Raw genomic sequence first — 24,933 nt, forward strand, 5'->3', positions numbered from 1 at the left:
GCGCGGGTTGTCTGTAAACGTCGTAGCGGTAAAACCAGGGATTGGGGTGAAAACGGGAAAAGTGTGATGGCCTTTGCGAATCGCAGATAAAGCTTGTGATGCGCATCGGCTTTTTTCGTTTTGGCGACGTGATAAACGTCACCTGAAGGGGGAAAAAATGTGATCCCCGACCAGACGGCCGGGGAGGGAGTTTTAGTGTGCACGGCCCTGGTCGATACCCAGACCGGTTTGTGAACGGATAAACTGCGCGCGGAACTGCTCGCGTTCAAGGTTGCCTTCTGCAGAGTTATCGGTGGCAGAGAAGAACCAGATACCGATAAAGGCGATGGCAATAGAGAACAGCGCCGGGTACTCATACGGGAAGATAGCCTTCTCGTGGCCGAGGATCGTCACCCAAATGGTTGGGCCGAGGATCATCAGCACCACCGCCGTCAGCAGGCCCAGCCAACCGCCAATCATCGCGCCACGGGTGGTCAGCTTCGACCAGTACATGGAGAGCAGGATAATTGGGAAGTTGCAGCTTGCCGCGATGGAGAACGCCAGTCCCACCATGAACGCGATGTTCTGATTCTCGAACAGAATGCCCAGCAGAATCGCCACCACGCCCAGCACCAGCACGGTGATTTTTGATACCTTCAGCTCTTCACGTTCGGTCGCGCCTTTCTTAAAGACGTTGGCGTACAGGTCGTGAGAAACCGCCGAAGCCCCGGCCAGCGTCAGACCGGCGACCACCGCCAGAATGGTGGCGAAAGCAACCGCAGAGATAAAGCCGAGGAACAGGTTACCGCCCACGGCATCGGCCAGGTGAACCGCCGCCATGTTGTTGCCGCCAATCAGCGCGCCCGCTGCGTCTTTAAACGCCGGGTTCGCCCCAACCAGCATGATCGCGCCGAAGCCGATGATAAAGGTCAGGATGTAGAAGTAGCCCATAAAGCCGGTGGCGTAGAACACGCTCTTACGCGCTTCGCTGGCGTCGCTTACGGTGAAGAAACGCATCAGGATGTGCGGCAGACCCGCGGTACCAAACATCAGGCCGAGACCCAATGACAGCGCCGATATCGGATCTTTCACCAGCCCGCCAGGGCTCATGATGGCTGCGCCTTTCGGGTGTACCGCCATGGCTTCGGTGAACAGGTTATTGAAGCTAAAGCCGACGTGTTTCATCACCATAAAGGCCATGAAGCTGGCGCCGAACAGCAGCAGTACCGCTTTGATGATCTGTACCCACGTGGTGGCGAGCATGCCGCCGAACAGCACGTACATCACCATCAGCACGCCAACCAGCACCACGGCGACGTGGTAATTGAGGCCGAACAGCAGTTCGATAAGCTTACCGGCACCGACCATCTGGGCGATGAGGTACAGCGCCACCACCACCAATGAGCCGCAGGCGGAAAGCATGCGGATTGGCCCCTGCTTTAGTCGGTACGAGGCGACGTCGGCAAAGGTGTAGCGGCCAAGGTTACGCAGGCGTTCGGCAATCAGGAACAGAATGATTGGCCAGCCGACGAGGAAGCCCAGCGAGTAGATAAGTCCGTCGTAGCCGGAGGTGTAGACCAGCGCGGAGATACCGAGGAACGAGGCCGCCGACATAAAGTCACCGGCGATTGCCAGCCCATTCTGGAAACCGGTGATGTTACCACCCGCGGTGTAGTAATCGCTGCGCGAACGTACGCGCTTCGAGGCCCAGTAGGTGATGTACAGCGTCAGCAGCACGAAAATCAGGAACATGACAATCGCCTGCCAGTTGGTTGGCTGGCGCTCGACGTGTCCGCTAATCGCATCGGCCGCGTTGGCTGCGAAAGGAAGTGTGGCGGCAAGCGCCGTCAGGACTTTCTTCATGATGCTTTTACCTCACGCAGTACGGCCTTGTTCAGGCGATCGAATTCATTGTTGGCCCGCCAGACGTAGACGCCGGTCAACAAGAAGGAAATGACGATAATGCCGATCCCAATCGGGATACCGCGCGTGACGCTGGTGCCTGGATGCAGCGGCGTGCCAAGCCAGCCAGGGGCAAAAGCGATGAGTAAAATAAAACCGACGTACACCACTAACATGATCAGCGATAAGAAGGTGGCAAACCGTTGCCGTTTTTCGACGAGCTCCCTGAAATGCGCACTATCTTCTATCTGCTGACAAATTTGATCATTCATCACAGAATCTCCAGAGGTACAGGTAGGGGTTGTTGTTATAGGTAGAGCTGTCTATTGCCGGATGGCGGCTGGCGTCTTATCCGGCCTACGGTTGACTCCCGTAGTAGGCCCGGTAAGCGAAGCGCCACCGGGCAAAATAGTCTTATGACGGCATCGTGATGGCCTGCTTCTCTTCCAGCAGTTTGTCCACCACGCCCGGATCGGCGAGCGTTGAAGTATCGCCCAGGTTGCTGGTGTCGCCAGCGGCAATCTTGCGCAGAATGCGGCGCATGATCTTGCCTGAACGGGTTTTCGGCAGCGAGTCGGTCCAGTGCAGCACGTCCGGGGTTGCCAATGGGCCAATCTCTTTACGGACCCAGTTGCGCACCTCGGTATACAGCGCTGGCGTTGGCTCTTCGCCGTGGTTCAGCGTGACGTAGGCGTAAATCGCCTGGCCTTTAATGTTGTGCGGAATACCAACCACGGCGGCTTCGGCAATTTTCGGGTGTGATACCAGCGCTGATTCGATTTCTGCGGTACCCAGACGGTGGCCGGAAACGTTCAGCACGTCATCGACGCGGCCGGTGATCCAGTAGTAGCCATCTTCATCACGACGCGCGCCGTCGCCACTGAAGTACATGTTCTTGAAGGTGGAAAAGTAGGTCTGCTCAAAGCGCTCGTGGTCGCCGAACAGGGTACGCGCCTGGCCCGGCCAGGAGTCGGTGATCACCAGGTTGCCCTCGGTTGCCCCTTCCTGCGGATGGCCTTCGTTATCGACCAGCGCGGGCTGCACGCCGAAGAACGGACGGCTGGCGGAGCCGGCTTTCAGCTCAATAGCGCCCGGCAGAGGGGTGATCATAAAGCCGCCGGTTTCGGTCTGCCACCAGGTGTCCATCACCGGGCACTTCTCGTTGCCGATCTGCTTCCAGTACCACTCCCAGGCTTCCGGGTTAATCGGCTCGCCGACGGAACCGAGAATACGCAGGGAAGAGCGGTCGGTGCCCGCGGTGGCTTTATCGCCTTCCGCCATCAGCGCACGAATCGCCGTCGGCGCGGTATAGAGAATGTTGACCTTATGCTTATCCACCACCTGGCACATACGCGCCGGGGTCGGCCAGTTTGGCACGCCTTCGAACATCAGCGTCGTTGCGCCGCAGGCCAGCGGGCCGTACAGCAGATAGCTATGGCCGGTGACCCAGCCCACGTCGGCGGTACACCAGTAGATATCGCCCTGATGGTAGTCGAAGACATATTTAAAGGTGGTCGCGGCATACACCAGGTAACCGCCGGTAGTGTGCAGTACGCCTTTAGGCTTGCCGGTGGAGCCGGAGGTATAAAGGATAAACAGCGGGTCTTCAGCGTTCATTTCTGCTGGCTGGTGCTGGTCGTTGGCTTTTTCCATCAGGTCGTGCCACCACAGGTCACGGCCTTCGTGCCAGTCGATATTGCCGCCGGTGCGCTTGAACACCACCACGTTTTCGATGGTTTTAACGTTCGGGTTTTTCAGCGCGTCGTCGACGTTTTTCTTCAGCGGGACGTTGCGCCCGGCGCGAACGCCTTCGTCAGAGGTAATCACCAGACGAGAGTTGGAGTCGATGATACGACCCGCGACCGCTTCCGGTGAGAAGCCGCCAAAGATAACGGAGTGAATCGCGCCGATGCGGGCGCAGGCCAGCATCGCCACCGCCGCTTCCGGCACCATTGGCATATAGATAGCTACCACGTCGCCCTTTTTCACACCCAGTGACAGCAAGGTGTTGGCAAAGCGGCAGACGTCGCGGTGCAGTTCGCGATAGGTAATGTGTTTGCTTTGGGAGGCGTCGTCGCCTTCCCAGATGATGGCGGTCTGGTCGCCACGGGTCTCCAGATGACGGTCCAGGCAGTTAGCTGCCAGGTTCAGCGTGCCGTCTTCGTACCATTTGATGGAGACGTTGCCAGGGGCAAAGGAGGTGTTTTTGACTTTGGTGTAAGGCTGCATCCAGTCGAGGATTTTTCCCTCTTCACCCCAGAATGTATCCGGGTCGGTGACTGACTGGTGATATTTGGTCTGGTATTGCTCCGGGTTTATCAGGCAGCGTTCTGCAATATTTGCAGGAATAGAGTGTTTGTGAATTTGGCTCATGCTTTTTTTCTCCTTGTAAGATGTTAATAATATGTCTCATAAAAGTTAATAACAGAGGTAGGAGAAGCTTTGTTTACTATTTGCGCGGCAGATCACGCAATATTGGAATTGTTCAAATAACGTTCATTTGATTCTTTGAACAAAAATAATTACGGGGAGGGATTTATAGAAAAATACGGATTTTTTCTTTTTTTATAACAAAAGCTTATAAATAATTACTGGTAGAAATCAGTAGTAATATGGAATTTCTTAGTGAAAAGCCCTGTTCTGAAAGGCTTGCGCGAGACACCGTGCAGATGGTACTGATATTGCGCGTTAAAAACCTCTAAAAGTAAACGCAACACAAATCACCCCCTTTCAAATGGATACCATTCCTGTTTGGCATGGTATTTTTCATTGAGGAAGTCTGCAGTTATGAAGAAAACACGAATCAGCCTGGCATGGCAAATTCTCATTGCCCTCGTGCTAGGTATTATTCTCGGTAGTTACCTGCATTATCATAGCGATAGCCGCGACTGGCTGGTTATGAATCTGTTATCACCCGCTGGCGATATTTTCATCCATCTGATTAAAATGATTGTCGTGCCGATCGTTATTTCTACGTTGATCGTCGGAATAGCCGGTGTGGGCGATGCTAAACAGTTAGGGCGTATTGGCGCAAAAACCATCATTTATTTCGAAGTGATCACCACGGTAGCGATTATTATCGGTATTACCATGGCGAATGTCTTCCAGCCTGGGTCAGGGATCGACATGTCTCAGCTGGCGACGGTGGACATTTCGAAATACCAAAGCACCACCGCCGAAGTGCAAAGTCACGCTCACGGTCTGATGGGGACTATCCTGTCGTTAGTGCCGACCAATATCATCGCCTCGATGGCGAAAGGTGACATGCTGCCGATCATCTTCTTCTCGGTGCTGTTTGGTCTGGGGCTCTCCTCGCTGCCTGCTACCCACCGTGAACCGCTGGTGACGGTGTTCCGTTCTATCTCGGAAACCATGTTCAAAGTTACCCACATGGTGATGCGCTACGCGCCGGTCGGTGTCTTTGCGCTGATCGCGGTGACGGTGGCGAACTTCGGTTTCGCGTCGCTGTGGCCACTGGCGAAGCTGGTGCTGCTGGTGCACTTCGCGATTCTGTTCTTCGCGCTGGTGGTGCTGGGCATCGTGGCACGCATCTGTGGGCTGAGCATCTGGATCCTGATTCGTATCCTGAAAGACGAGCTGATTCTGGCGTACTCCACCGCCAGCTCCGAGAGCGTGCTGCCGCGTATTATTGAGAAGATGGAAGCCTACGGCGCTCCGGCGTCTATCACCAGCTTCGTCGTGCCGACCGGTTATTCATTTAACCTCGACGGTTCCACGCTGTACCAGAGCATCGCGGCTATCTTTATCGCGCAGCTGTACGGTATCGACCTCTCCATCTGGCAGGAAATCGTGCTGGTGCTGACGCTGATGGTGACCTCAAAAGGGATCGCGGGCGTACCGGGCGTATCGTTCGTGGTACTGCTGGCGACGCTCGGCAGCGTTGGTATTCCGCTGGAAGGCCTGGCGTTTATTGCCGGCGTTGACCGTATCCTCGACATGGCGCGTACCGCGCTGAACGTGGTGGGTAACGCGCTGGCGGTGCTGGTTATTGCCAAGTGGGAACACAAATTTGACCGTAAGAAAGCGCTGGCGTATGAACGCGAGGTGCTGGGCAAGTTTGATAAAACCGCCGATCAGTAAATAGAACAATAATGCCGGGCTTGCCCGGCATTATTGTTTTTGGGTGTCGGTGCCGATCCCGGCGGCGCTTCGCTTGGCCGGGCTACGCCTTGTAGGCCTGATAAGCGTAGCGCCATCAGGCAATTCGGCGCAGGTTGCCGGATGGCGGCGTTGCCTTATCCGGTCTACATCACTGGCTGATGCGGGTCGTTACTCCGCACTCACCTTATCAAACTCCTCACACCCAGTATCAAACCCTTCCGTACAGCTCAGGTTCAACCACTGTAATGCTTTCTGTTTGTTCTGCGGGATAAACCCTTTCTCACCGCTCAGGAACATCATCCCGGCCCAGTACTCCGCGTAGCCGGTACGGGAGAGCGCGGAACTGTTTTTGAAGTAGTCCGTCGCCTTCTCATCATCTTCCTTTACGCCTACGCCGTTGGCGTAAATCAACCCCAGCAGCATTTGCGCGTCTACCGCGAAATCGCTCTCGGCATTCATCGACGCTTGCTGAAGCAGCGTAATGGCCCGCGGGTAGTCGGTCTGGCCCGCCTGGCTGTTGATAAGAATGCGTGCCAGGATAACTTCACCGGCCCGGCTTCCCGCTTTAACGGCTTTCTCCGCCAGCGCTTTGGCTTCGGTATAGTCGAGGCTTACCGGGTTAGTGATTTTAATCTGCGCCAGCAGGGCGCAGGCATCGGCATCGCCGCTATCGGCGGATTTTTGCGCCCAGAATTCGGCTTTACTCAGGTCGCCGGAGCTAAACCAGGTATCGGCCAGATAGTATTGCGCCCGTGCGTCTCCCGCTTCGGCGGCTTCCAGGTATTGACTGCCTGGCTCGTCGGCGTGCGCGGATAGCGCCGTCAGGCATAACCATAACAATGCAAAAATTCGTTTCATCTTATTATGTAGGTTGTCGAGGAAGGGGGCAGTATAAAGAGATTGGCAGGATAAAAAAACGCCCCCGAATGGGGGCGTTGAAACGAGTCCGCTTAGCCCATTGCGCTTTCGCGCAGTCCGGCCTTCAGCTTCGTATACTCATCAATAACATACTGCTCTGCGGCACGCTGGTCGGCAATCGGCTCAACGTTCACGGCGCAGTATTTATACTCAGGCGTTTTGGTAATCGGGCTTAGGTTTTCGGTTACCAGCTCATTACAGGCCCCAATCCACCACTGGTAGGTCATGTAAATCGCGCCTTTGTTTGGACGATCGCTCACGGCGGCACGGGTGATGACGCGGCCTTTGCGGGAGTTGACCCACACCAGCGCTTCATCTTCGATGCCTAAACGCGCCGCATCAGCGGTGTTGATCTGGGCATAGCCCGGTTCATCCGCCAGTGCTGCCAGCGCCGCACAGTTACCGGTCATCGAACGGCAAGAGTAGTGGCCGACTTCGCGCACCGTCGACAGCACCATTGGGTACTGCTCGGTCAGCTTGTCGATTGGCGCTACCCAGTCGCAGGTGAAGAACTGCGCCATACCGTTCGGGGTGTCGAACTTCTCTTTAAAGAGGTAAGACGTTCCCTGATCGGCATCGCCGGTATCACGGCAAGGCCACTGGATATAGCCCAGCTCGCCCATTTTCTCGTAGGTGGCACCGTAGAAATCAGGGCACAGATTACGCAACTCATCCCAGATTTCCTGGGTGTTGTTGTAGTGCATCGGATAGCCCATACGGGTCGCGATTTCACTGATAATCTGCCAGTCCGTTTTCAGATCCCACTTCGGTTCAACGGCTTTAAAGAAGCGCTGGAAGCCACGGTCAGCCGCCGAGAAGACGCCTTCATGCTCGCCCCATGACGTAGACGGTAAAATAACGTCTGCGGCAGCAGCGGTTTTGGTCATGAAGATATCCTGGACGATAACCAATTCCAGATCTTCGAAGCCTTTACGCACCGCGGAGAGCTCGGCGTCGGTCTGTAATGGATCTTCACCCATAATGTACGCGGCGCGAACTTCGCCATGCGCGGCACGGTGCGGCAGTTCGCTGATGCGATAGCCGGTATGTGCTGGCAGGCTTTCCACGCCCCAGGCTTTGGCGAATTTCTCGCGGTTAGCCGGGTTGTTCACGTACTGGTAGCCCGGATAAGTATCCGGCAGCGCGCCCATATCGCAGGCACCCTGTACGTTGTTCTGACCGCGAACCGGGTTCACGCCCACGCTTGGCTTACCGAGGTTACCGGTCAGCATCGCAAGGCTGGTCAGCGAACGGACGGTTTCCACGCCCTGATAGAACTGGGTGACACCCATGCCCCACAGGATAGCCGCGCTTTTCGCACCGGCATACATACGCGCACACTGACGAATTTCCTGTGCGCTGACGCCGGTGATCGCTTCGACGGACTCCGGCGTATAGCCTTCGACAATCTTGCTGTACTCTTCAAAACCTTCAGTACGGGAAGCGACGAACGCTTTGTCGTACAGGTTTTCTTCAATGATGACATGACCCATGGCGTTGAGCAGCGCGATGTTCGAGCCGTTTTTCAACGCGATGTGCATATCGGCAATGCGCGCGGTTTCAATTTTGCGCGGATCGCAGACGATGATTTTCGCCCCTTTACGTTTGGCGTTAATCACGTGATTCGCCACGATAGGGTGGGAATCCGCCGGGTTGTACCCGAAAATAAAGACTAAGTCAGTGTCATCAATTTCGTTGATGGCATTGCTCATTGCGCCGTTACCGACCGATTGGTGCAGACCTGCAACCGAAGGGCCGTGTCAGACGCGTGCGCAGCAGTCGACGTTGTTAGTACCAATCGCCGCACGCGCAAATTTTTGCATGACGTAGTTGGTTTCGTTACCCGTCCCGCGTGAGGAACCGGTAGTCTGAATGGCATCCGGGCCGTATTTCGCTTTGATCGCACTCAGGCGGTCAGCCACGTAATTCAGCGCTTCGTCCCAGGAGACGGATTCCAGCTTGCCGCCACGTTGGCGACGGATCATTGGGGTTTTCAGGCGTGGCGTCAGGATCTGGGTATCATTAATGAAATCCCAGCCGTAATAGCCTTTCAGACACAGGGTACCCTGGTTGGTTTTCCCCTGAGCCGCCTCTGCCCTGACGATTTTTCCGTTATCGACCACCAGGTTGATTTTGCAACCTGATGCGCAATACGGGCAAACCGTGACGACTTTTTTCATCGGTCTCGCTCCAGTTAATCAAATCGCGCATACGCGCTGTCGCCCTCAGTATGCATCTTTTATGCCACTTTTTTATTGTGGGCATTCCCTGATAATACGGGTGATTTTTGGACAAAACGCTGACGAAAAACAGGCTGTCGTCATATTTGACGTGTCGATGGGAAAAACGGGGTGACATTTATCACGCGGTTTTTATCGGGTAGGATTGGGATTCGTCCGCTACATCGCCAGGGGATACTTGCATAACCTACCGCCAGCCCCTTGACGAGACTGGCCCTATGAAACGCTACTTCACCGCCGTGTTCTTTTGCGCGCTGTCGCTGACAAGCCAGCTCGCGCATGCCGACATTATCGATGATGCCATCGGCAATATTCAGCAGGCGATCAACGATGCCTACAACCCCGACAGCAGCGATCGCTCCAGCCGCGATCGTGATGATGACGATCGATCCTATAACGATCGCCGCAGCACGCAGAGCAGCCAGCAATATAACGATCGTCGTCGGCAGCTTGATGACCGTCGCCGCCAGCTCGACGATCGCCAGCGTCAACTGGATCAGGAACGCCGTCAGCTGTCGGACGACGAACGTCGCCTCGACGACGATTACGATCGTTAATCCAGACGGATTTTCATGCCGTCGTAGCCCGCCTCAATGCCGGGCGGCAGCAGGTGGGTCATCATCCATTCATCAAACTGGTGGCTGATATGGGTTAGGATAACGCGCGGGCAGCGGATCGTATCGTTCAGCACCTGGATTGTCGCCAGATCGCTATGGTTGCGCGGTGTTTGATCCCGCGGGGCGTGGCTACAATCAATCACCATCACCTGCGGGCGATTATTGCTTAAAAAGGTCAGCGTTTTCTCCGGTAGCCCGGCGGTATCCGAGAGCCAGGCGACGCGGCTGTGCGGCGTTTCTAGCAGGTAGCCAAAGGTGAGCTTCGAGTGTTCGAGCGGCACGGGCGTCACTTGTAACCCCTGCAAATCAAACACCACGAACGGTTCCACGGTGTGGCTGAAATCCAGCAGGCCGGGATGCTTGAACAGATCGTCGCAGCCCTGTTCATCCGGCGGGCCGTAAACCGGGACGGTATCGCCCACGCCCCAGCGCAGCGGAAACAGCCCCTGTACGTGATCCATATGGTAGTGGGTGAGCAAAAACTGCTGGAAAGATCCGGCGGGCCAGCTGTCGGTGAGATCGTGCAGCCCGGCGTCGAGAAGGGTCACGGCGTCGTTAAAGCGGACCACGCCGCTACAGGCTTTACGCCGATACTGCGGGGCGCGACGGGCCCGCGTACAGGCCAGACAGTTGCAACCCCAGGCGGGCACGCCCTGCGCGCCGCCGGTACCGCTGAGGGTGAGGCTCAAACTCATACAGCATCCTCATAACGCTTTGGTGAAACGAACGTGGCTCGGGGCATAGCCCTCACGCTGGTAAAAACGGTGGGCATGAAGGCGCTTCGTGCTGGTGGAAAGCTCGGTCATCTCTGCGCCTGCCTCGCGCGCGGTCTCTTCCGCCCACGCCAGCAGCTGGCTGCCAATACCGGTGCTGCGCACCTGTGGCATCACCACCAGTTCCTGAATCTCGCCAATCCAGTTGGCGTGATGCAGGTGAAACTGCAAATGCAAACTCACCATGCCCACCACCTCGTCGTCGAGCACGGCCAGCTGATAATGCAGGTTCCTATCCTGAAGATTGGCGGCGAAGCCGGTGTAAAAGGCGTCTCTGTCGTATTCGGCCTGTTTCAGCTCGCACATCAGCGCGTAAACGTCCTCGATGTCCTCGAAGGTGGCATGGCGTAGTTCACAGACAAGCATAGCGTGGCTCCTTTCTCCCCATCAGCGTGAGGAGCTTCTCTACCGACTGTAGCAGACTGCCGTCATTATTGAGCGTATGGCATTCCGACGGTGTATAGCGCGCGGCGCGTTCCAGCCGGGCGGTAATCTCCACGCCGTTCTCCCGCCCGCGGGCGTGAAGCCGTTGGCGGAGGATCTCTGGTGAAACCTGCAAACAGACCGGCAGCAGCGCATCGGCGTAGCGGGCTTTGGCCTGCGCCATGTGCGCGCGGGAACCGTTGACCACCACGTCAAACCCGGCGTGCAGCCAGAGGTCAATCTCCACGCCCACGCCGTAATACAGACCGTTGGCGTGCCAGCTTAATGCCAGTAGATTGTGACCGGCGCGGGTGAAAAACTCCTGTTCGCTCAGCGCGATATGGTTTTCACACCCGGCGTTGGCGGGGCGAGTGATATAGCGGTGAGCCACTAACAGTTGCGAAAGTTCCTGCTGGCGAAGTACTTCCAGCAGGCTGTCCTTCCCGGAGCCGGACGGCCCCATTAACCAGACCAGTTTTCCCTTCATCAGAACACCCTTTTTCCTTGACGCCAGACGTGGTCGATATGAATGTGCTCGCCTTTGCGGTGGGCCAGCACCAGGTCGGCGCGTTTGCCTTCGCCAATCACCCCACGGTCGTGCAGGTTCAGCGCTCGCGCCGGGTTTTTTGTCACCAACCTCATGGCCTGAGGGAGGGTAAAGGTATTGCTGTCGTCATCCGCTACGCGGAAGGCCGCGTCCAACAGACTGGCCGGGTAGTAATCAGAGGAGAGAATATCCAGCAGCCCCAGTTGGGCTAATTCACGCGCCGCGACGTTGCCGGAGTGCGAGCCGCCGCGCACGATATTTGGCGCGCCCATCAGCACGTTCATGCCGTGGTGTCGCGAGGACTGTGCGGCTTCAAAGGTGGTGGGAAACTCGGCGATCACGCTGCCCAACTGGTGTGATTCCACCACGTGTTCATGGGTGGCATCGTCATGGCTTGCCAGCGCGATATGACGATCGCGGCACATCCCGGCAATGGCGGCGCGGTTCGGCTGCGACCAGCGGGCGGCCAGTGCCAGCTGCTCTTCTTCGTACTGACGCATCTGCGCATCGGTCAGCGAGTATTTGCCCTGGTAGTATTCGCGGTACTTCTCGCGGTTGGCGAACTGGCGCTGGCCCGGCGAGTGGTCCATCAAGGAGACCAGCGACACCGGCTCGCGGCCCACCAGTTTTTCAAACAGCGGCAGGGTGGTGTGATGCGGCAGTTCGCAGCGCAGATGCAGCCGGTGCTCGGCGCGGTTAACGCCGCGTTTTTGCGTCTCCTCGATGGCGTTGATCATCTTTTCGAGGTTTTCCAGACGGTCACCGCCGTCACGCACGTCGCCAATGGCGACAGCGTCCAGTACGGTAGTGATACCGCTGGCGACCATCAGCGCGTCGTGGCTGCTCATCGCCGAATGGGCGGGCCAGTCAACCTTCGGGCGCGGGGTGAAGAATTTATCCAGATTATCGGTATGCAGCTCAATTAACCCCGGCAGCAGCCAGCCGCCTTCGCCGTCCATCGCTTCCGGCAGGCGGCTCTGGCTTTCGGCAAAGGCGCGAATTTCGCCGTCCTGTACCTCAAGGGAGCCGTGAACCACGTCGTTCTCAAGAACCAGCTTTACGTTATTGATAATCATACAGGCGTACCCATTGGGTGGAGGCGGTCGGCGACCTGGTTGCGGACGGCTTCGTCGTGGAAAATGCCGACGATAGCCGCGCCGCGGGCTTTGGCTTCGGTAATCAGGCTGACCACGGCAGCGCTGTTTTTGGCGTCCAGCGAAGCGGTGGGTTCGTCGAGCAGCAGAATCGGGTAGTCAACGATAAAGCCACGGGCGATGTTGACGCGCTGCTGTTCGCCGCCGGAGAAGGTCGACGGCGCGAGGTGCCACAGGCGCTCCGGCACGTTGAGGCGCGTCAGTAGCTGAGCGGCTTTTGCCGCGCAGACATCACGCGGCACGCCGATGTTGAGCAGCGGCTGCATCACCACTTCCAGTGTGGAGATGCGCGGGATCACCCGCAGAAACTGGCTCACCCAACCGACGGTGGTCTTACGCACTTCCACCACCTTGCGCGCCGGGGCACTTACCAGGTCTACCCATTCGCCGCCGTGTTTAATATGGATATGGCCTTCGTCCGGCAGATAGTTGGCGTACAGCGAGCGCAGCAGGGTCGATTTACCGCTGCCGGAGTGACCATGCAGCACCACGCACTCCCCGGCGTTGACGGTGAGTGAGGCGTCGCGCAGCGCCGCCGGGAACGGCACCGAGGGTTAGTTCTGCAACACCGACGACACCAACAGCTGGGTATACGGATGATGCGGATCGTCGAGCACCCGGTCGGTCAGCCCACTTTCCACCACCTGGCCCTGCTTCATCACCAGCAGGCGGTCGGCGAGCAGGCGCGCGACGCCCAAATCATGGGTGACAATCACCACCGCCAGGTTCAGCTCCACCACCAGGCCGCGCAGCAGGTCGAGCAGGCGCGCCTGCACCGACACGTCCAGCCCGCCGGTGGGCTCATCCATAAACACCAGCTTCGGGTGGGTGACGAGGTTGCGGGCAATCTGCAAACGCTGCTGCATCCCGCCGGAGAAGGTGGTTGGCAGGTCGTCGATGCGCGAGGCCGGGATCTCCACTTCCTCTAGCCAGCGCCTGGCGGTGGCACGGATATCGCCGTAATGGCGCGCGCCGGTGGCCATCAGCCGTTCGCCGATATTGCCGCCCGCCGACACCTGACGACGTAGGCCGTCCATCGGATGCTGATGCACCACCCCCCACTCGGTGCGCAGCAGACGGCGGCGGTCGGCCTCGGTCATCGCGTACAGCGAACGATCCTCGTAGCGAATTGCCCCTTCCTGCGGCGTCAGGCGCGCCGAAATGGATTTCAGTAGCGTGGTTTTGCCGGAGCCGGATTCACCGACGATGCCCAGCACTTCGCCCGGCCACAGGTCAAAAGAGACGTTGCTAAAGCCTTTGCCCGGCGCATAGAGATGGGTCAGGCGGTCAACGGAGAGTAAGGGTTGCGTCATGTGTTTTTCGCCTCGCGCTGTTGGCGGCAGAAATCGGTATCGGAGCAGACAAACATCCGTTTGCCGCTGTCATCGAGTACCACTTCGTCGAGATAACTGTGCTGCGACCCGCAGATGGCGCACGGCTCGTCCCAGCTCTGAATGGTGAACGGATGGTCGTCAAAATCGAGGCTCTCAACGCGGGTAAACGGGGGCACAGCGTAGATGCGTTTTTCGCGCCCGGCGCCAAACAGCTGTAGCGCGGGCATCATGTCCATTTTCGGGTTATCGAATTTTGGGATTGGCGACGGGTCCATCACGTAGCGGCCATTCACCTTCACCGGGTAGGCGTAGGTGGTAGCGATATGGCCGAAGCGGGCGATATCTTCATACAGCTTCACCTGCATTACGCCGTACTCTTCCAGCGCGTGCATGGTGCGGGTTTCGGTTTCGCGCGGTTCGATAAAGCGCAGCGGCTCGGGGATCGGCACCTGGAAGATCAGGATCTGATCCTCAAGCAGCGGCGTCTCCGGGATCCGGTGACGCGTTTGGATCAAGGTGGCGTCCTCGGTGCGTTCGGTGGTGTTCACCCCGGTCACGCGCTGGAAGAACTGGCGGATGGAGACGGCGTTGGTGGTGTCGTCCGCGCCCTGGTCAATCACCTTTAGCACATCCGCTTCGCCAATCACGCTGGCGGTAAGCTGAATGCCGCCGGTGCCCCAGCCGTAGGGCATCGGCATTTCGCGGCCACCGAACGGCACCTGATAACCGGGGATCGCCACCGCTTTGAGGATGGCCCGGCGGATCATGCGCTTGGTCTGTTCATCGAGGTAAGCGAAGTTATAGCCGCTGAGATTAGCCATTTTTCTGCTCCCGTTGCAGGCGTTTCAACAGTTCCAGTTCGGCCTGGAAATCGACGTAGTGGGGGAGTTTGAGGTGTGAGACGAAACCGGCGGCTTCAACGTTATCGGCGTGGGCGAGAACAAATTCTTCGTCCTGCGCCGGACCGACGGCGTGCTCGCCATACTCTGGCGCCTGCAACGCGCGGTCGACCAGCGCCATCGCCATTGCCTTGCGCTCGCTCATGCCGAACACCAGGCCGTAGCCGCGGGTGAAGTGCGGCGGTTCGTCAGCCGGGTCAACGAAGCCGTTGACCATTTCGCATTCAGTCATCAGCAGTTCGCCGACGTTCACCGTAAAACCCAGCTCTTCTGGCACAATTTCCACATCAATATGGCCGCTGCGAATTTCGCCGGCAAACGGGTGATTGCGCCCGTAGCCGCGCTGGGTGGAGTAGGCCAACGCCAGCAGGTAGCCTTCGTCGCCGCGCATTAGCTGCTGTAAACGCGAGGAGCGTGAGCACGGGTAAACCGGCGGCGTGCGGGTGATGTCATCCGGTGTTGCGCCGTTATCCTCTTCCGCTTTTGCCAGCCCCTGTTTCGCCAGCAGGCTAAAGACGTGGGGGGCGGCAGACGGTTCACCGTCATCGGTTTGCAGGGTCGGCGCGTCGCCGTTCGCCAGCAGCGTGAAGTCCAGCAGACGGTGGGTGTAGTCGTAGGTGGGGCCGAGCAGTTGGCCGCCGGGCACGTCTTTATAGACGGCGGAGATACGGCGCTCCAGGCGCATGCTGTCGGTCTTCAGCGGTTCGCTCACCGCCAGCTTGGCAAGCGTGGTGCGGTAGGCGCGCAGCAGGAAAATCGCTTCGACGTTATCGCCGCTCGCTTGCTTCAGCGCCAGCGCCGCCAGTTCACGGTCGGCGATGCCGCCTTCGGTCATCACCCGGTCCACCGCCAGGTTAAGCTGCTGTTCAATCTGGGCGACGCTGAGCTCCGGCAGCGCGGTGTCGCCCCGACGTCGATGTTCCTGTAGCGCGTGGGCGGCGGCTATCGCCTTCTCGCCCCCTTTGACGGCAACGTACATATCAGCAAACCTCGACGTGAGTGGTGCGCGGAATGGCCAGCAGACGCTCGCCGCAGGTGAGGATCAAATCCACGCCAAGCGGGAACGGGTGCGGGCGTTCGGTCAGTTCATGCAGAATGCAGTTCGGTAACTGCGGGGCGATCATCCGTTCTTCGGCGATGCCCGCTCCGGTCAGGCGCAGCATGCGGCCGCCGCTGAGGCTGGAGACCTGCACAATCAGCGTGGCGCTGGTTTCCGGTGCCACGGCGCTGCCTTCGCACAGGGCGTTTAGCTGCTCGCTGCTGATGGTGTCGCTTGAGACGGCAAAGGTAGCCTGCTGCGGCTGCTCAACCAGCGGCGCGTTGGTGTGAAAGCGCAGGCTCTGGCTGACGATATCGTTATGCAGGGCGTTGGATAGCCACACCGGCGTGTCGTTGTCGGCAAGGGTCAGCAGCACGCTGGTGGTGGCGACGTTCAGCGGCTGCCAGCCGTGTTTGAGCTGATGCAGCGCGACGATCACGCCCGGCTCGCTCATGGCTTTTAACAGGCGACGAAAGCTGTGCTGGGCATCCTGCACGGGAAGGGTAAAAGCGGTTTCCAGGGTCATGCGTTATCTCCGCGAACCAGCGTAAAGAAGTCGACCCGGCTGGCGTTGATTTCGTCCTGACGTGCGGCAATGCGCGCGGTACGGTCGGCTTCCAGCGGGGTAATCAGGGTTTCTAATAAGGTTTGAAAATGAGTGGGTTGCTGCATCAGCGCGTCAATCACCGCGCAGCGTTCGGCGTGCGGTTTATCGCGTCCCAGCACCCAGCTGTAGCCCATGGTGCCGTTGGTCAAGCGCACGGCGGCGCGGGTCAGCGTGGCATCGCCAGCAAAAAAACGTTCTCCGGTGCCGCCCATGCGGCCCTGGAGCTGGACCAGACCGGTTTCCGGGGCGCGGATCGTCTCGTAGTCGGCGGTAATGTTCAGCGCGACCATTTTTTCCGCCAGATTGGCGGGGTCGCTGTGGGACAGCACCGACATCCAGTGCTGACGGGTCGCGGTATCGAGGTGCATTCAGTGCTCCATAATAAATTCGATCATGTCGGCGCGGGTCAGGCTGACGGAGTACTCCATCACCTGGTCATCACCTTCACGATGGTTCAGGGTGCGCACGCACAGCAGGGGCGCCATATTGGGAATTTCTAAGCGCTGACTCTCTTTGGCCTGCGCCCGGCGCGCGCTGATACGGGTCTGGCTGCGTTTGAGCGCAATGCCGGTTTGCTCACGCAGGAAGTCATGCAGCGAACCGCTGCTGAAGCTTTGCAACGTCGGCCAGAGCGTGAGGTCGGCGAAGTAGTGGTCGATAAGGCACAGCGCCACGCCGTTGACCCGGCGCAGGGTGCGCAGGTGAATGACGTTGTCGCCTTCGGTTATCCCCAGCGCTTCGGCAATATGCCCGGAGGCCGGGCGCAGCACCGACAGCAGCTTTTCGCTGGTGGGGTGGCTGCCCTGGTCGAGCAGGTTCTGGCTAAAGCGCGCCTGGGCGTTCAGCGGGTAGTCGAACGGGCGCATCAGCACCAGCACGCCAATCCCCTGACGACGCTGAACCCAGCCTTTCTCCACCAGTTGGTCGATGGCGCGACGCAGAGTGTGGCGGTTCACTTCAAAGCGCGCGGCAAGCTGGTGCTCGGCGGGCAGATAGTCGCCGCAGCGGTAGTTCTGACGCAGTTCTTGCTCCAGGCGAGCGGCAATCTCTTGATAACGCGTCGGATAACTGGTCGGATGTGTAGACAGGTGCATAGTCAACAAAACCTCGCTAATCAGATGAAGTGCTTACGCAAACGCTGAGAGAGGAAATCCAGCAGGCTGACGGTGATGATGATGAGGACCATCAGCGCGCAGGTTTGCTGGAACTGGAAACCGCGAATCGCCTCCCACAGCGTCACGCCGATGCCGCCTGCGCCCACCATCCCGACCACCGTGGCGGAGCGGACGTTGGACTCGAAGCGGTAGAGCGAGTAGGAGATTAAAAGCGGCATCACCTGCGGCAGTACGCCGTAGAGGATCTCTTCAATTTTGTTGGCGCCGGTGGCGCGAATGCCTTCAACCGGGCCGGGTTCAATGGCTTCCACCGCTTCGGAAAGCAGCTTGGAGAGCACGCCAGTGGTGTGAATAAACAGCGCCAGCACCCCGGCAAACGGGCCTAAGCCGACGGCCACCACGAACAGCATGGCGAAGACCATTTCGTTGATGGCGCGACAGGCGTCCATCAGGCGACGCATTGGCTGGTAAATCCACCACGGCACCAGGTTTTCGGCGCTCATCAGGCCGCAGGGAATGGAGAGTACGACCGCCAGCGCGGTGCCCCAGACGGCGATTTGCAGGGTCACGGCCATCTCGCTGAGATAGTCCTGCCACTGGCTAAAGTCCGGCGGGAAGAAGTCGGCGGCGAAGGTCGCCATGTTGCCCGCGTCTTTGAACAGCGTGACCGGGTTCATTTCCGCCCCTTTCCAGGAGACGACGAGCACCGCCAGCAGGATGGCCCAGCTGATAAGCGAGAACCAACTGCGCTTGGGCGGGGGAACGGTGATGGTGTGTTGCATGGTTTGGCTCCGTGCGTGAGTTATTGCCGGATGGCGGCGCAAGCGCCTTATCCGGCCTACCATCGTAGGCCCGGTAAGCGAAGCGCCACCGGGCACCGGGATTACTGCACCGCTTTGGTCACCGACGTCATCGCGCCAATCGCCGCCGTGGTACGGTCAAGGTCGCTCAGACGTGCCTGAATTTCCGCGGTCTTGGTGGCCTTCTCCGCGTCGTTCAGCGTGCCGTTGCCCTTCACGGTCTGCATCTCTTTAAACAGCGTCAGCTGGCGAATCGGCAGCAGCTGCAGGTCGCTGGAGGCGCGGAACGGTGCCCAGCCCAGTCGTTCCAGCACCGCTTTCTGTTCCGGCGTTTTGCCGTAGTTCATAAAGAAGCTGTACACCTTGTCTTTGGTGGATTCAGACAGGTTTTTACGCCACACAATTGGGTCGCCTGGGATCAGCGGTGACTTCCAGATAACCTTCAGTTCTTTCAACTTGTCCGGCGCAGAGACCTTCAGCTTGTCGAGGTTTTCGGTGTTGTTGGTGGCGACATCGACCTGCTTGTTGGCAACGGCCAGGGCGTTGGTTTCATGGCTGGCGTTGACCGTGCGCTTGAAGTCGCTGGCGGAGGCGTTGTTCTTGGCGAAGACGTAGTAGCCCGGGACCAGGAAGCCGGAGGTGGAGTTTGGGTCACCGTTGCCGAAGGTCAGCTCTTTACGCTTGGCAAGCAGGTCATTGAGGTTGTTGATGGGGCTGTCTTTGTTGACGATCAGCACGCTCCAGTAGCCTGGGGAGCCGTCGGCGGCCACGGTCTGCGCGAATACCTGACCGTTAGCGCGGTCCACCGCTTCCATGGCGGAGAGGTTGCCGTACCAGGCGATATCGACCTTGTTAAAACGCATCCCCTGGATAATCCCCGCGTAGTCCGGTGCGAAGAAGGCGTTAACTTTTACGCCCAGCGACTTTTCCATGTCCTTCAGGAATGGTTCCCATTGCGGCTTTAAGTTCTGCTGTGATTCCGTCGAAATAATGCCGAAGTTCAGCGCCTTTTCCTGCTCTTCCGCGTGGGCTGGGGTTAACAGGGTGCTGAGGCTAAACATGCTGGTAAAGGCCAGCGCGGCAACGGCTTTATAACTCATTTCCATTCCTCATTGTGGGGACGTTAAGCAGCCTGCGCGTTCTCTTCGACGCGATTCATGCTGCGGTAGAGATGGTCAAATCGTTCGTTATCAAACTGCTGGCTGCTGCCGTCGTAGAACACGTGTCCCTGACGCAGCGCAACGATGCGTTCGCAGTAGCGCAGCGCATAGTCGACCTGATGCAGTGTTACCACCACGGTGATGCCGTCGGTCTGGTTAATGTCGCGCAGCGTGTCCATTACGATGCGCGCGGATTCCGGATCCAGCGAGGCGATAGGTTCGTCGGCGAGGATTACTTTTGCCTGCTGCATCAGCGCACGGGCAATTGCCACGCGCTGCTGTTGTCCGCCGGATAAGGTTGAGACGCGCTGGTGGGCCATGTGCGCCATACCCACGCGGGTGAGCGCTTGTAGCGCGCGTTGTTTCTGCTCGCGGGTGAACCAGCTAAAGCAGGTGCGCCAGAACGGCGTGCTGCCGAGCGCGCCAATCAGCACGTTCTCCATCACGCTCAGGCGGTTAACGAGGTTGAACTGTTGGAAGATGTAGCCGGTGTGGGCGCGGCTTTTGCGAATGTCGCGCGCCAGACGGCCCGACTGCTGCACGGTGTTGCCCAACAGTTCGATGCGGCTGCTCGGCGTTTTATCGCCGACGATAAGGCCGCTCAGATGACGTAAAAGGGTGGATTTGCCAGAACCGGACGGGCCAAGCAGAGCCACCATCTCACCGGCGTGGACGTTCAGGTCGATGGCGTGGAGTACCTGATTCTGATTGAACGTCTTGTTGAGCTTTTCAACGCGGATAATCGTTTGCATGTTGAGACCCTCAATTAAGGTGGCCTCATCGTGGCGAAGTCGTGTGACATTTGGGTTAAGGCGGGATGACTCGGTGATGAATAATTGACAGGTATTTGATGACAGGACGGGAGGCCGCGGCCTCCCGCGTTGTTAGAGCGTGGGCTCCTGTTGTTTGACCACGTTAATCATCCACGGCACGCCGTAGCGGTCGACCACGCGGCCAAAGCCGTGCGCCCAGAAGGTTTCCTGCCAGGCCATTTCAACCTTGCCGTTGGCGGCGAGATTGTCGAACCAGCGTTTTCCCTCTTTTACGTCCTGGGTGTCGAGCACCAGCGTAAAACCCGAGTAGCCCGCGGCATCCGGCGAGGTACCGTCGCTCATCATGATATCGCTGCCCGCAATGACGACGTTGGCGTGAGCGATGGCATTATCGGGGAATTTCAGGCCGGACGGGCAGCCGCCTTCGTCGTCCATGGCAGAGGGCGGCATTTCGCCAAAGGTGATTTTGTAGCGCAGTTCCGCACCCAGCGCCTGTTGATAATAGGCAATGGCATCGGCGCAGTTTCCGGAAAAGGCAATATAGGGACTTAACGGCATGATCGTTACCTCAGGTAAGAAGTGCTCATTAAGTGTAGTGCGTGTCGGTTCTGGGGGCGAAGCGGGGCGGGGGGCGTATTGCCGGATGGCGCTTCGCTTATCCGGCCTACGGGGTGGTGCAATTTGTAGGCCGGATAAGATGCGTAGCATCGCCATCCGGCAATGCTACATGTTCAATCAGTTCTTTTTCACAAACTCAGATTTCAGCTTCATCTGGCCGAAACCGTCGATTTTGCAATCGATGTTGTGGTCGCCTTCCACCAGGCGGATGTTCTTCACTTTGGTGCCGATTTTCAGCATCGAAGAGCTGCCTTTGACCTTCAGGTCTTTTACTACGGTGACGCTGTCGCCGTCGACCAGCAGGTTGCCGTTGGCATCTTTAACGATCAGCTCGTCGCTGTCGTGCGCTGGTTCAGCATCGTTCCACTCGTGCGCGCACTCCGGGCAGATGAACATGCCGTTGTCTTCGTAGGTGTATTCGGAGTTGCATTGTGGGCAATGGGGTAATGACATGGATAGATCCTCAAATGTGCAGTGCGAAAGGCAAAGGCCTGTAAAACGGCAAATCGCCGAAAATAGCCCTGATTATACAATAAAACCCTGCATTTGTCGGTGGTATCCGGAATTTGGTTGACGAATGGTCAGAAAATGAGGGGGGCTTTTCCCCCTCTCCCCTTTGGGGAGAGGGGGCCGATTAGTGGTGCGCGGGCTCTTGAGCGGGTTTGATCTCATTTTCAGCGGATTGCGGTGCGCCATAACGTTTGGCGTACAGCGCCGTAATAATCGGCACCAGAATCGCGGTGACAATCACGCTGGCGGCAACCAGCGCCGTTGCGGAGGCGGCAACCGGGGCAAACGACGGGTTAATCTGCGCAATGATAACCGGGTTCGCCACGGCAGCACCGGCGGCAGAAGAGGCGGCTACGCCTGCGGTACCATTACCGCCGCCAATCACGCGGTCAGCAATAATCAGTGGAATACCGGTGATGACGATAACCGCTACGCCCAGCACGATACCCAGCAGGCCGGTGTCGAGGATGACGTTCAGGTTGATGGTGTTACCCAGCGCGAAGCCGAAGAACGGAATCAGCACCGGCGTGGCTTTGCTGAAGAACGCACGCAGATCGTGGTCGAGGTTGCCGAGGGCGAAGCCAATCAGGAATGGCAGCACGGCACCGATAAAGTGGTGCGGCTCAAAGGACGCCAGGCCTGCGGAACCGAGGATCACCATGGTCATCAGCGGGCCGGATTCCAGCGACATCAGCACGAACGCACCGGACTCTTCCTTGGTGCCGTACTGGTTCATCAGGCTGGCGTACAGACCACCGTTGGTCATATCCATCGCGGAAACGATCGCCAGTACCGAGAGGCCGGCAAAGAAACCGGTCTGAATACCGGTATCAGGAATAAAGGAGGCCGCAATCATCGCCACTACCCAGGCGACGGCGATTTTGGTCAGCACCAGCGTGCCGGATTTGCGTAATACCGTGCCGGTCGCGCGTAAATCAATGGACGCCCCGATACAGAAGAACCATACCGCCAGAATCGGTACCGTTCCGCCAATCATTCCTTTTGTGAAAGACCCGAAATATTCACCGGTTGTTGGGGCCAGGGTATTTAATACCGCGCCTAACAGTAACGGGATAAGCATCATCCCGCCAGGGACTCGTTCCATTGTTGCTTTGATTTTCATGTAGCGTCCTCGCTTCTTATTGCCGCTTGGCAATAGAAGAGGTTAAGTATAATAATTTCAGTGTGTTATATGGCTATCATCTGGTGTTTTCATGTCACAACACTTGCGTGTTAAAAAGAAACGCATCGACATATTCAACGTTGCTTCGGCAGTCATAATGCATTTATAGAAATGACGATTCAATGAAAATAAAACAGTGTTTTATATATATAGATCACATATTTCAAATGTTGACATTACGTTCGTTCGAAAGATAAAAATGGTGTGAAATGAATGTGACAAATTCTGAAAAAACTCTTTTCAAAGTTGAGGTGAAAAAACGGCGCGAACGGTGCGTTATCGCTAGCGTTGAGCGGGAAATGAGCAGGGAAATGTGAGTGGAATATTTCGCTTTAGTAGCATGATTCAATCTTTTGTTAAGTTGATCACAATATTAATCGCTGTTAGGGTAAATAGGATTGTCCCTCAAATGGTCATTTTCCGAGGGGCGGCTTTTTAACTGACTCGCCAGCAGGCCCAACAGGTTTGAGTGTCCGGATAACATCCACCTACATAGACATGCAAACCTGCTACGCTTGGATAAACGGAACCAGAATCTCCACGGTTCCCTTTACGCGCCCTCGCAAACACATCGTGTGTTTGTCGCCACTGGGTGTGCGTTCAAGGCGAAATTGAACGAGGAAAACCATGCTTAAAAGGAAAAAAGTAAAACCGATCACGATTCGTGACGTCACCATTATCGACGACGCCAAACTGCGCAAAGCGATTACCGCGGCTTCATTGGGTAATGCGATGGAGTGGTTTGACTTCGGGGTTTATGGGTTTGTGGCCTATGCGCTAGGTAAAGTCTTCTTCCCGGATGCCGACCCAAGCGTGCAGATGATTGCCGCGCTGGGTACCTTCTCCGTTCCCTTCCTGATTCGTCCGCTGGGCGGTTTGTTCTTCGGGATGCTCGGGGATAAATACGGTCGCCAGAAGATCCTTTCCATCACCATTATTATCATGTCCCTCAGTACATTCTGTATTGGTCTTATTCCGTCGTACGAGACCATTGGTATCTGGGCACCTATTCTGCTGCTGCTGTGTAAAATGGCGCAGGGCTTCTCGGTCGGTGGTGAATATACCGGGGCGTCTATCTTTGTGGCCGAATATTCCCCTGACCGTAAGCGCGGTTTCATGGGCAGCTGGCTGGACTTCGGTTCCATTGCCGGGTTCGTGATGGGTGCGGGTCTGGTGGTTCTGCTTTCCACCGCGGTGGGTGAGGCGAACTTCCTTGATTGGGGCTGGCGTATTCCGTTCTTCGTCGCGCTGCCGTTAGGGATTATCGGTCTCTATCTGCGTCATGCGTTAGAAGAGACCCCAGCGTTCCAGCAGCACGTGGATAAGCTGGAGCAGGGCGATCGTCAGGGTCTGCAGGATGGGCCAAAGGTTTCATTTAAAGAGATTGCCACCAAGCACTGGCGTAGCCTGCTGGCGTGTATCGGTCTGGTTATCTCTACCAACGTGACCTACTACATGCTGCTGACCTACATGCCGAGCTACCTGTCGCATAACCTGCACTACTCGGAAGACCACGGCGTGCTGATTATCATCGCCATTATGATCGGTATGCTGTTCGTGCAGCCGGTGATGGGACTGCTGAGTGACCGGTTTGGTCGTCGTCCGTTTATCGTTGTCGGTAGCATCGCGCTGCTGGTGTTCTCGATTCCGGCCTTTATGCTGATTAACAGCAACTCGATTGGCCTGATTTTCTCCGGTCTGCTGGTGCTGGCGGTGATCCTGAACTGCTTCACCGGGGTGATGGCGTCGTCGTTACCGGCGATGTTCCCGACCCATATCCGCTACAGTGCGCTGGCGAGTGCGTTTAATATCTCGGTGCTGGTTGCCGGTGTAACGCCAACCCTGGCCGCCTGGCTGGTGGAGTCGACGCAGGACCTGATGATGCCGGCTTACTACCTGATGGTGGTGGCGGTGATCGGCCTGATGACTGGCGTGATGATGAAAGAGACCGCGAATCGACCGCTGAAAGGCGCGACGCCTGCGGCATCGGATATGGCCGAAGCGAAGGAGATTCTCCAGGAGCATCACGACCATATTGAGCATAAGATTGAAGATATTGATGCCGAAATTGCCGCGCTGCAGGAGAAACGCTCGCAGCTCGTGATGCAGCATCCGAAGATTAACGACTAAACCGTGCCCGCTCCCGGGCTACCATCCCGTAGCCCGGCCAAGCGAAGCGCCGCCGGGATAAGCACCGAAATAGACCAATAAAAACCCCGG

General features: G+C 57.5%; 24 protein-coding genes and 1 pseudogene. 3 read left to right on the top strand and 22 right to left on the bottom strand.

The window, feature by feature from the left end; translation table 11 throughout:
* Window positions 1-192: 192 nt before the first annotated feature.
* From actP to acs, 3 genes are all read right to left on the bottom strand, one after another.
* Entirely contained in the window at window positions 193-1,842 is a 1,650-nt protein-coding gene (gene actP, locus ACH1XZ_RS18250) for a cation/acetate symporter ActP (protein WP_395596647.1), read from the bottom strand.
* Window positions 1,839-2,153: a DUF485 domain-containing protein gene (locus ACH1XZ_RS18255; protein ID WP_106928512.1), complete on the bottom strand. Its 315-nt coding sequence runs from the start codon at window positions 2,151-2,153 to the stop codon at window positions 1,839-1,841. The genes actP and ACH1XZ_RS18255 overlap by 4 nt, the downstream gene beginning before the upstream one ends.
* 142 nt (window positions 2,154-2,295) lie before the next feature.
* The gene (acs, locus tag ACH1XZ_RS18260; protein WP_395596648.1) at window positions 2,296-4,254 is read right to left on the bottom strand and encodes an acetate--CoA ligase; all 1,959 of its coding nucleotides are present in this window, start codon (window positions 4,252-4,254) and stop codon (window positions 2,296-2,298) included.
* 414 nt (window positions 4,255-4,668) lie between these two features.
* Between acs and gltP the strand changes: the two genes are divergently transcribed.
* Window positions 4,669-5,982, top strand: a complete 1,314-nt coding sequence (gltP, locus tag ACH1XZ_RS18265) for a glutamate/aspartate:proton symporter GltP (RefSeq protein WP_395596649.1) — start codon at window positions 4,669-4,671, stop codon at window positions 5,980-5,982.
* Between the two features lie 189 nt (window positions 5,983-6,171).
* On the opposite strand, the gene ACH1XZ_RS18270 is transcribed toward gltP, so the two are convergent.
* Window positions 6,172-6,861: a tetratricopeptide repeat protein gene (locus ACH1XZ_RS18270; protein WP_373240702.1), complete on the bottom strand. Its 690-nt coding sequence runs from the start codon at window positions 6,859-6,861 to the stop codon at window positions 6,172-6,174.
* Window positions 6,862-6,953: 92 nt separating this feature from the next.
* Entirely contained in the window at window positions 6,954-9,101 is a 2,148-nt protein-coding gene (fdhF, locus tag ACH1XZ_RS18275) for a formate dehydrogenase subunit alpha (protein ID WP_395596650.1), read from the bottom strand.
* Between the two features lie 278 nt (window positions 9,102-9,379).
* Here fdhF and yjdP point away from each other — a divergent pair, with 278 nt between their 5' ends.
* A complete protein-coding gene (yjdP, locus tag ACH1XZ_RS18280) occupies window positions 9,380-9,718 on the top strand; it encodes a DDRRRQL repeat protein YjdP (RefSeq protein WP_395596651.1) in 339 nt (112 codons plus the stop codon).
* On the opposite strand, the gene phnP is transcribed toward yjdP, so the two are convergent.
* The 17 genes and pseudogenes from phnP to kdgT form a co-directional block, all read right to left on the bottom strand.
* Entirely contained in the window at window positions 9,715-10,473 is a 759-nt protein-coding gene (gene phnP / locus ACH1XZ_RS18285; protein ID WP_395596652.1) for a phosphonate metabolism protein PhnP, read from the bottom strand. The genes yjdP and phnP overlap by 4 nt on opposite strands.
* Window positions 10,474-10,482: 9 nt before the next feature.
* Window positions 10,483-10,917 carry an aminoalkylphosphonate N-acetyltransferase gene (gene phnO / locus ACH1XZ_RS18290; RefSeq protein WP_035896843.1) on the bottom strand — a complete coding sequence of 145 codons (435 nt, stop codon included), beginning with the start codon at window positions 10,915-10,917 and terminating at the stop codon, window positions 10,483-10,485.
* The gene (phnN, locus tag ACH1XZ_RS18295) at window positions 10,904-11,461 is read right to left on the bottom strand and encodes a ribose 1,5-bisphosphokinase (RefSeq protein ID WP_395596653.1); all 558 of its coding nucleotides are present in this window, start codon (window positions 11,459-11,461) and stop codon (window positions 10,904-10,906) included. Before phnN ends, phnO begins: the two co-directional genes overlap by 14 nt.
* Window positions 11,461-12,597, bottom strand: a complete 1,137-nt coding sequence (gene phnM, locus ACH1XZ_RS18300) for an alpha-D-ribose 1-methylphosphonate 5-triphosphate diphosphatase (RefSeq protein WP_395596654.1) — start codon at window positions 12,595-12,597, stop codon at window positions 11,461-11,463. Before phnM ends, phnN begins: the two co-directional genes overlap by 1 nt.
* A pseudogene (gene phnL / locus ACH1XZ_RS18305) lies at window positions 12,594-13,205 on the bottom strand (phosphonate C-P lyase system protein PhnL); the annotation flags it as partial. The gene phnM and the pseudogene phnL, both read right to left, overlap by 4 nt.
* A 24-nt stretch (window positions 13,206-13,229) precedes the next feature.
* On the bottom strand, window positions 13,230-13,988 hold the full coding sequence (gene phnK, locus ACH1XZ_RS18310; protein WP_395596655.1) for a phosphonate C-P lyase system protein PhnK: 759 nt from the start codon (window positions 13,986-13,988) through the stop codon (window positions 13,230-13,232).
* Complete coding sequence (gene phnJ / locus ACH1XZ_RS18315) at window positions 13,985-14,830, bottom strand: alpha-D-ribose 1-methylphosphonate 5-phosphate C-P-lyase PhnJ (RefSeq protein WP_395596656.1); 846 nt, start codon at window positions 14,828-14,830, stop codon at window positions 13,985-13,987. Before phnJ ends, phnK begins: the two co-directional genes overlap by 4 nt.
* Window positions 14,823-15,887: a carbon-phosphorus lyase complex subunit gene (locus ACH1XZ_RS18320; protein ID WP_395596657.1), complete on the bottom strand. Its 1,065-nt coding sequence runs from the start codon at window positions 15,885-15,887 to the stop codon at window positions 14,823-14,825. Before ACH1XZ_RS18320 ends, phnJ begins: the two co-directional genes overlap by 8 nt.
* Before the next feature lies 1 nt (window position 15,888).
* A complete protein-coding gene (gene phnH, locus ACH1XZ_RS18325; protein ID WP_065356600.1) occupies window positions 15,889-16,473 on the bottom strand; it encodes a phosphonate C-P lyase system protein PhnH in 585 nt (194 codons plus the stop codon).
* Complete coding sequence (gene phnG, locus ACH1XZ_RS18330) at window positions 16,470-16,922, bottom strand: phosphonate C-P lyase system protein PhnG (protein WP_395596658.1); 453 nt, start codon at window positions 16,920-16,922, stop codon at window positions 16,470-16,472. The genes phnH and phnG overlap by 4 nt, the downstream gene beginning before the upstream one ends.
* The gene (gene phnF / locus ACH1XZ_RS18335; protein ID WP_395596659.1) at window positions 16,923-17,648 is read right to left on the bottom strand and encodes a phosphonate metabolism transcriptional regulator PhnF; all 726 of its coding nucleotides are present in this window, start codon (window positions 17,646-17,648) and stop codon (window positions 16,923-16,925) included.
* Between the two features lie 20 nt (window positions 17,649-17,668).
* A complete protein-coding gene (gene phnE / locus ACH1XZ_RS18340; RefSeq protein WP_333500041.1) occupies window positions 17,669-18,451 on the bottom strand; it encodes a phosphonate ABC transporter, permease protein PhnE in 783 nt (260 codons plus the stop codon).
* A gap of 101 nt (window positions 18,452-18,552) precedes the next feature.
* Window positions 18,553-19,569 carry a phosphonate ABC transporter substrate-binding protein gene (phnD, locus tag ACH1XZ_RS18345; RefSeq protein WP_333497056.1) on the bottom strand — a complete coding sequence of 339 codons (1,017 nt, stop codon included), beginning with the start codon at window positions 19,567-19,569 and terminating at the stop codon, window positions 18,553-18,555.
* A gap of 23 nt (window positions 19,570-19,592) precedes the next feature.
* A complete protein-coding gene (gene phnC / locus ACH1XZ_RS18350; RefSeq protein WP_395596660.1) occupies window positions 19,593-20,381 on the bottom strand; it encodes a phosphonate ABC transporter ATP-binding protein in 789 nt (262 codons plus the stop codon).
* Between the two features lie 132 nt (window positions 20,382-20,513).
* The gene (gene yjdN / locus ACH1XZ_RS18355; RefSeq protein ID WP_395596661.1) at window positions 20,514-20,960 is read right to left on the bottom strand and encodes a VOC family metalloprotein YjdN; all 447 of its coding nucleotides are present in this window, start codon (window positions 20,958-20,960) and stop codon (window positions 20,514-20,516) included.
* A gap of 177 nt (window positions 20,961-21,137) precedes the next feature.
* Entirely contained in the window at window positions 21,138-21,473 is a 336-nt protein-coding gene (locus ACH1XZ_RS18360; protein ID WP_035891906.1) for a zinc ribbon domain-containing protein YjdM, read from the bottom strand.
* Window positions 21,474-21,654: 181 nt separating this feature from the next.
* Window positions 21,655-22,653 (bottom strand): 2-keto-3-deoxygluconate transporter, encoded by a 999-nt coding sequence (gene kdgT / locus ACH1XZ_RS18365; RefSeq protein WP_395596662.1) that lies wholly within the window; start codon window positions 22,651-22,653, stop codon window positions 21,655-21,657.
* Between the two features lie 687 nt (window positions 22,654-23,340).
* On the opposite strand from kdgT, the gene proP reads away from it, so the two are divergent.
* Window positions 23,341-24,843 (top strand): glycine betaine/L-proline transporter ProP, encoded by a 1,503-nt coding sequence (gene proP, locus ACH1XZ_RS18370; RefSeq protein ID WP_395596663.1) that lies wholly within the window; start codon window positions 23,341-23,343, stop codon window positions 24,841-24,843.
* Window positions 24,844-24,933 lie beyond the last annotated feature (90 nt).

Source organism: Kluyvera chengduensis (assembly GCF_044197065.1).
Lineage (GTDB): Bacteria > Pseudomonadota > Gammaproteobacteria > Enterobacterales > Enterobacteriaceae > Kluyvera > Kluyvera ascorbata_C.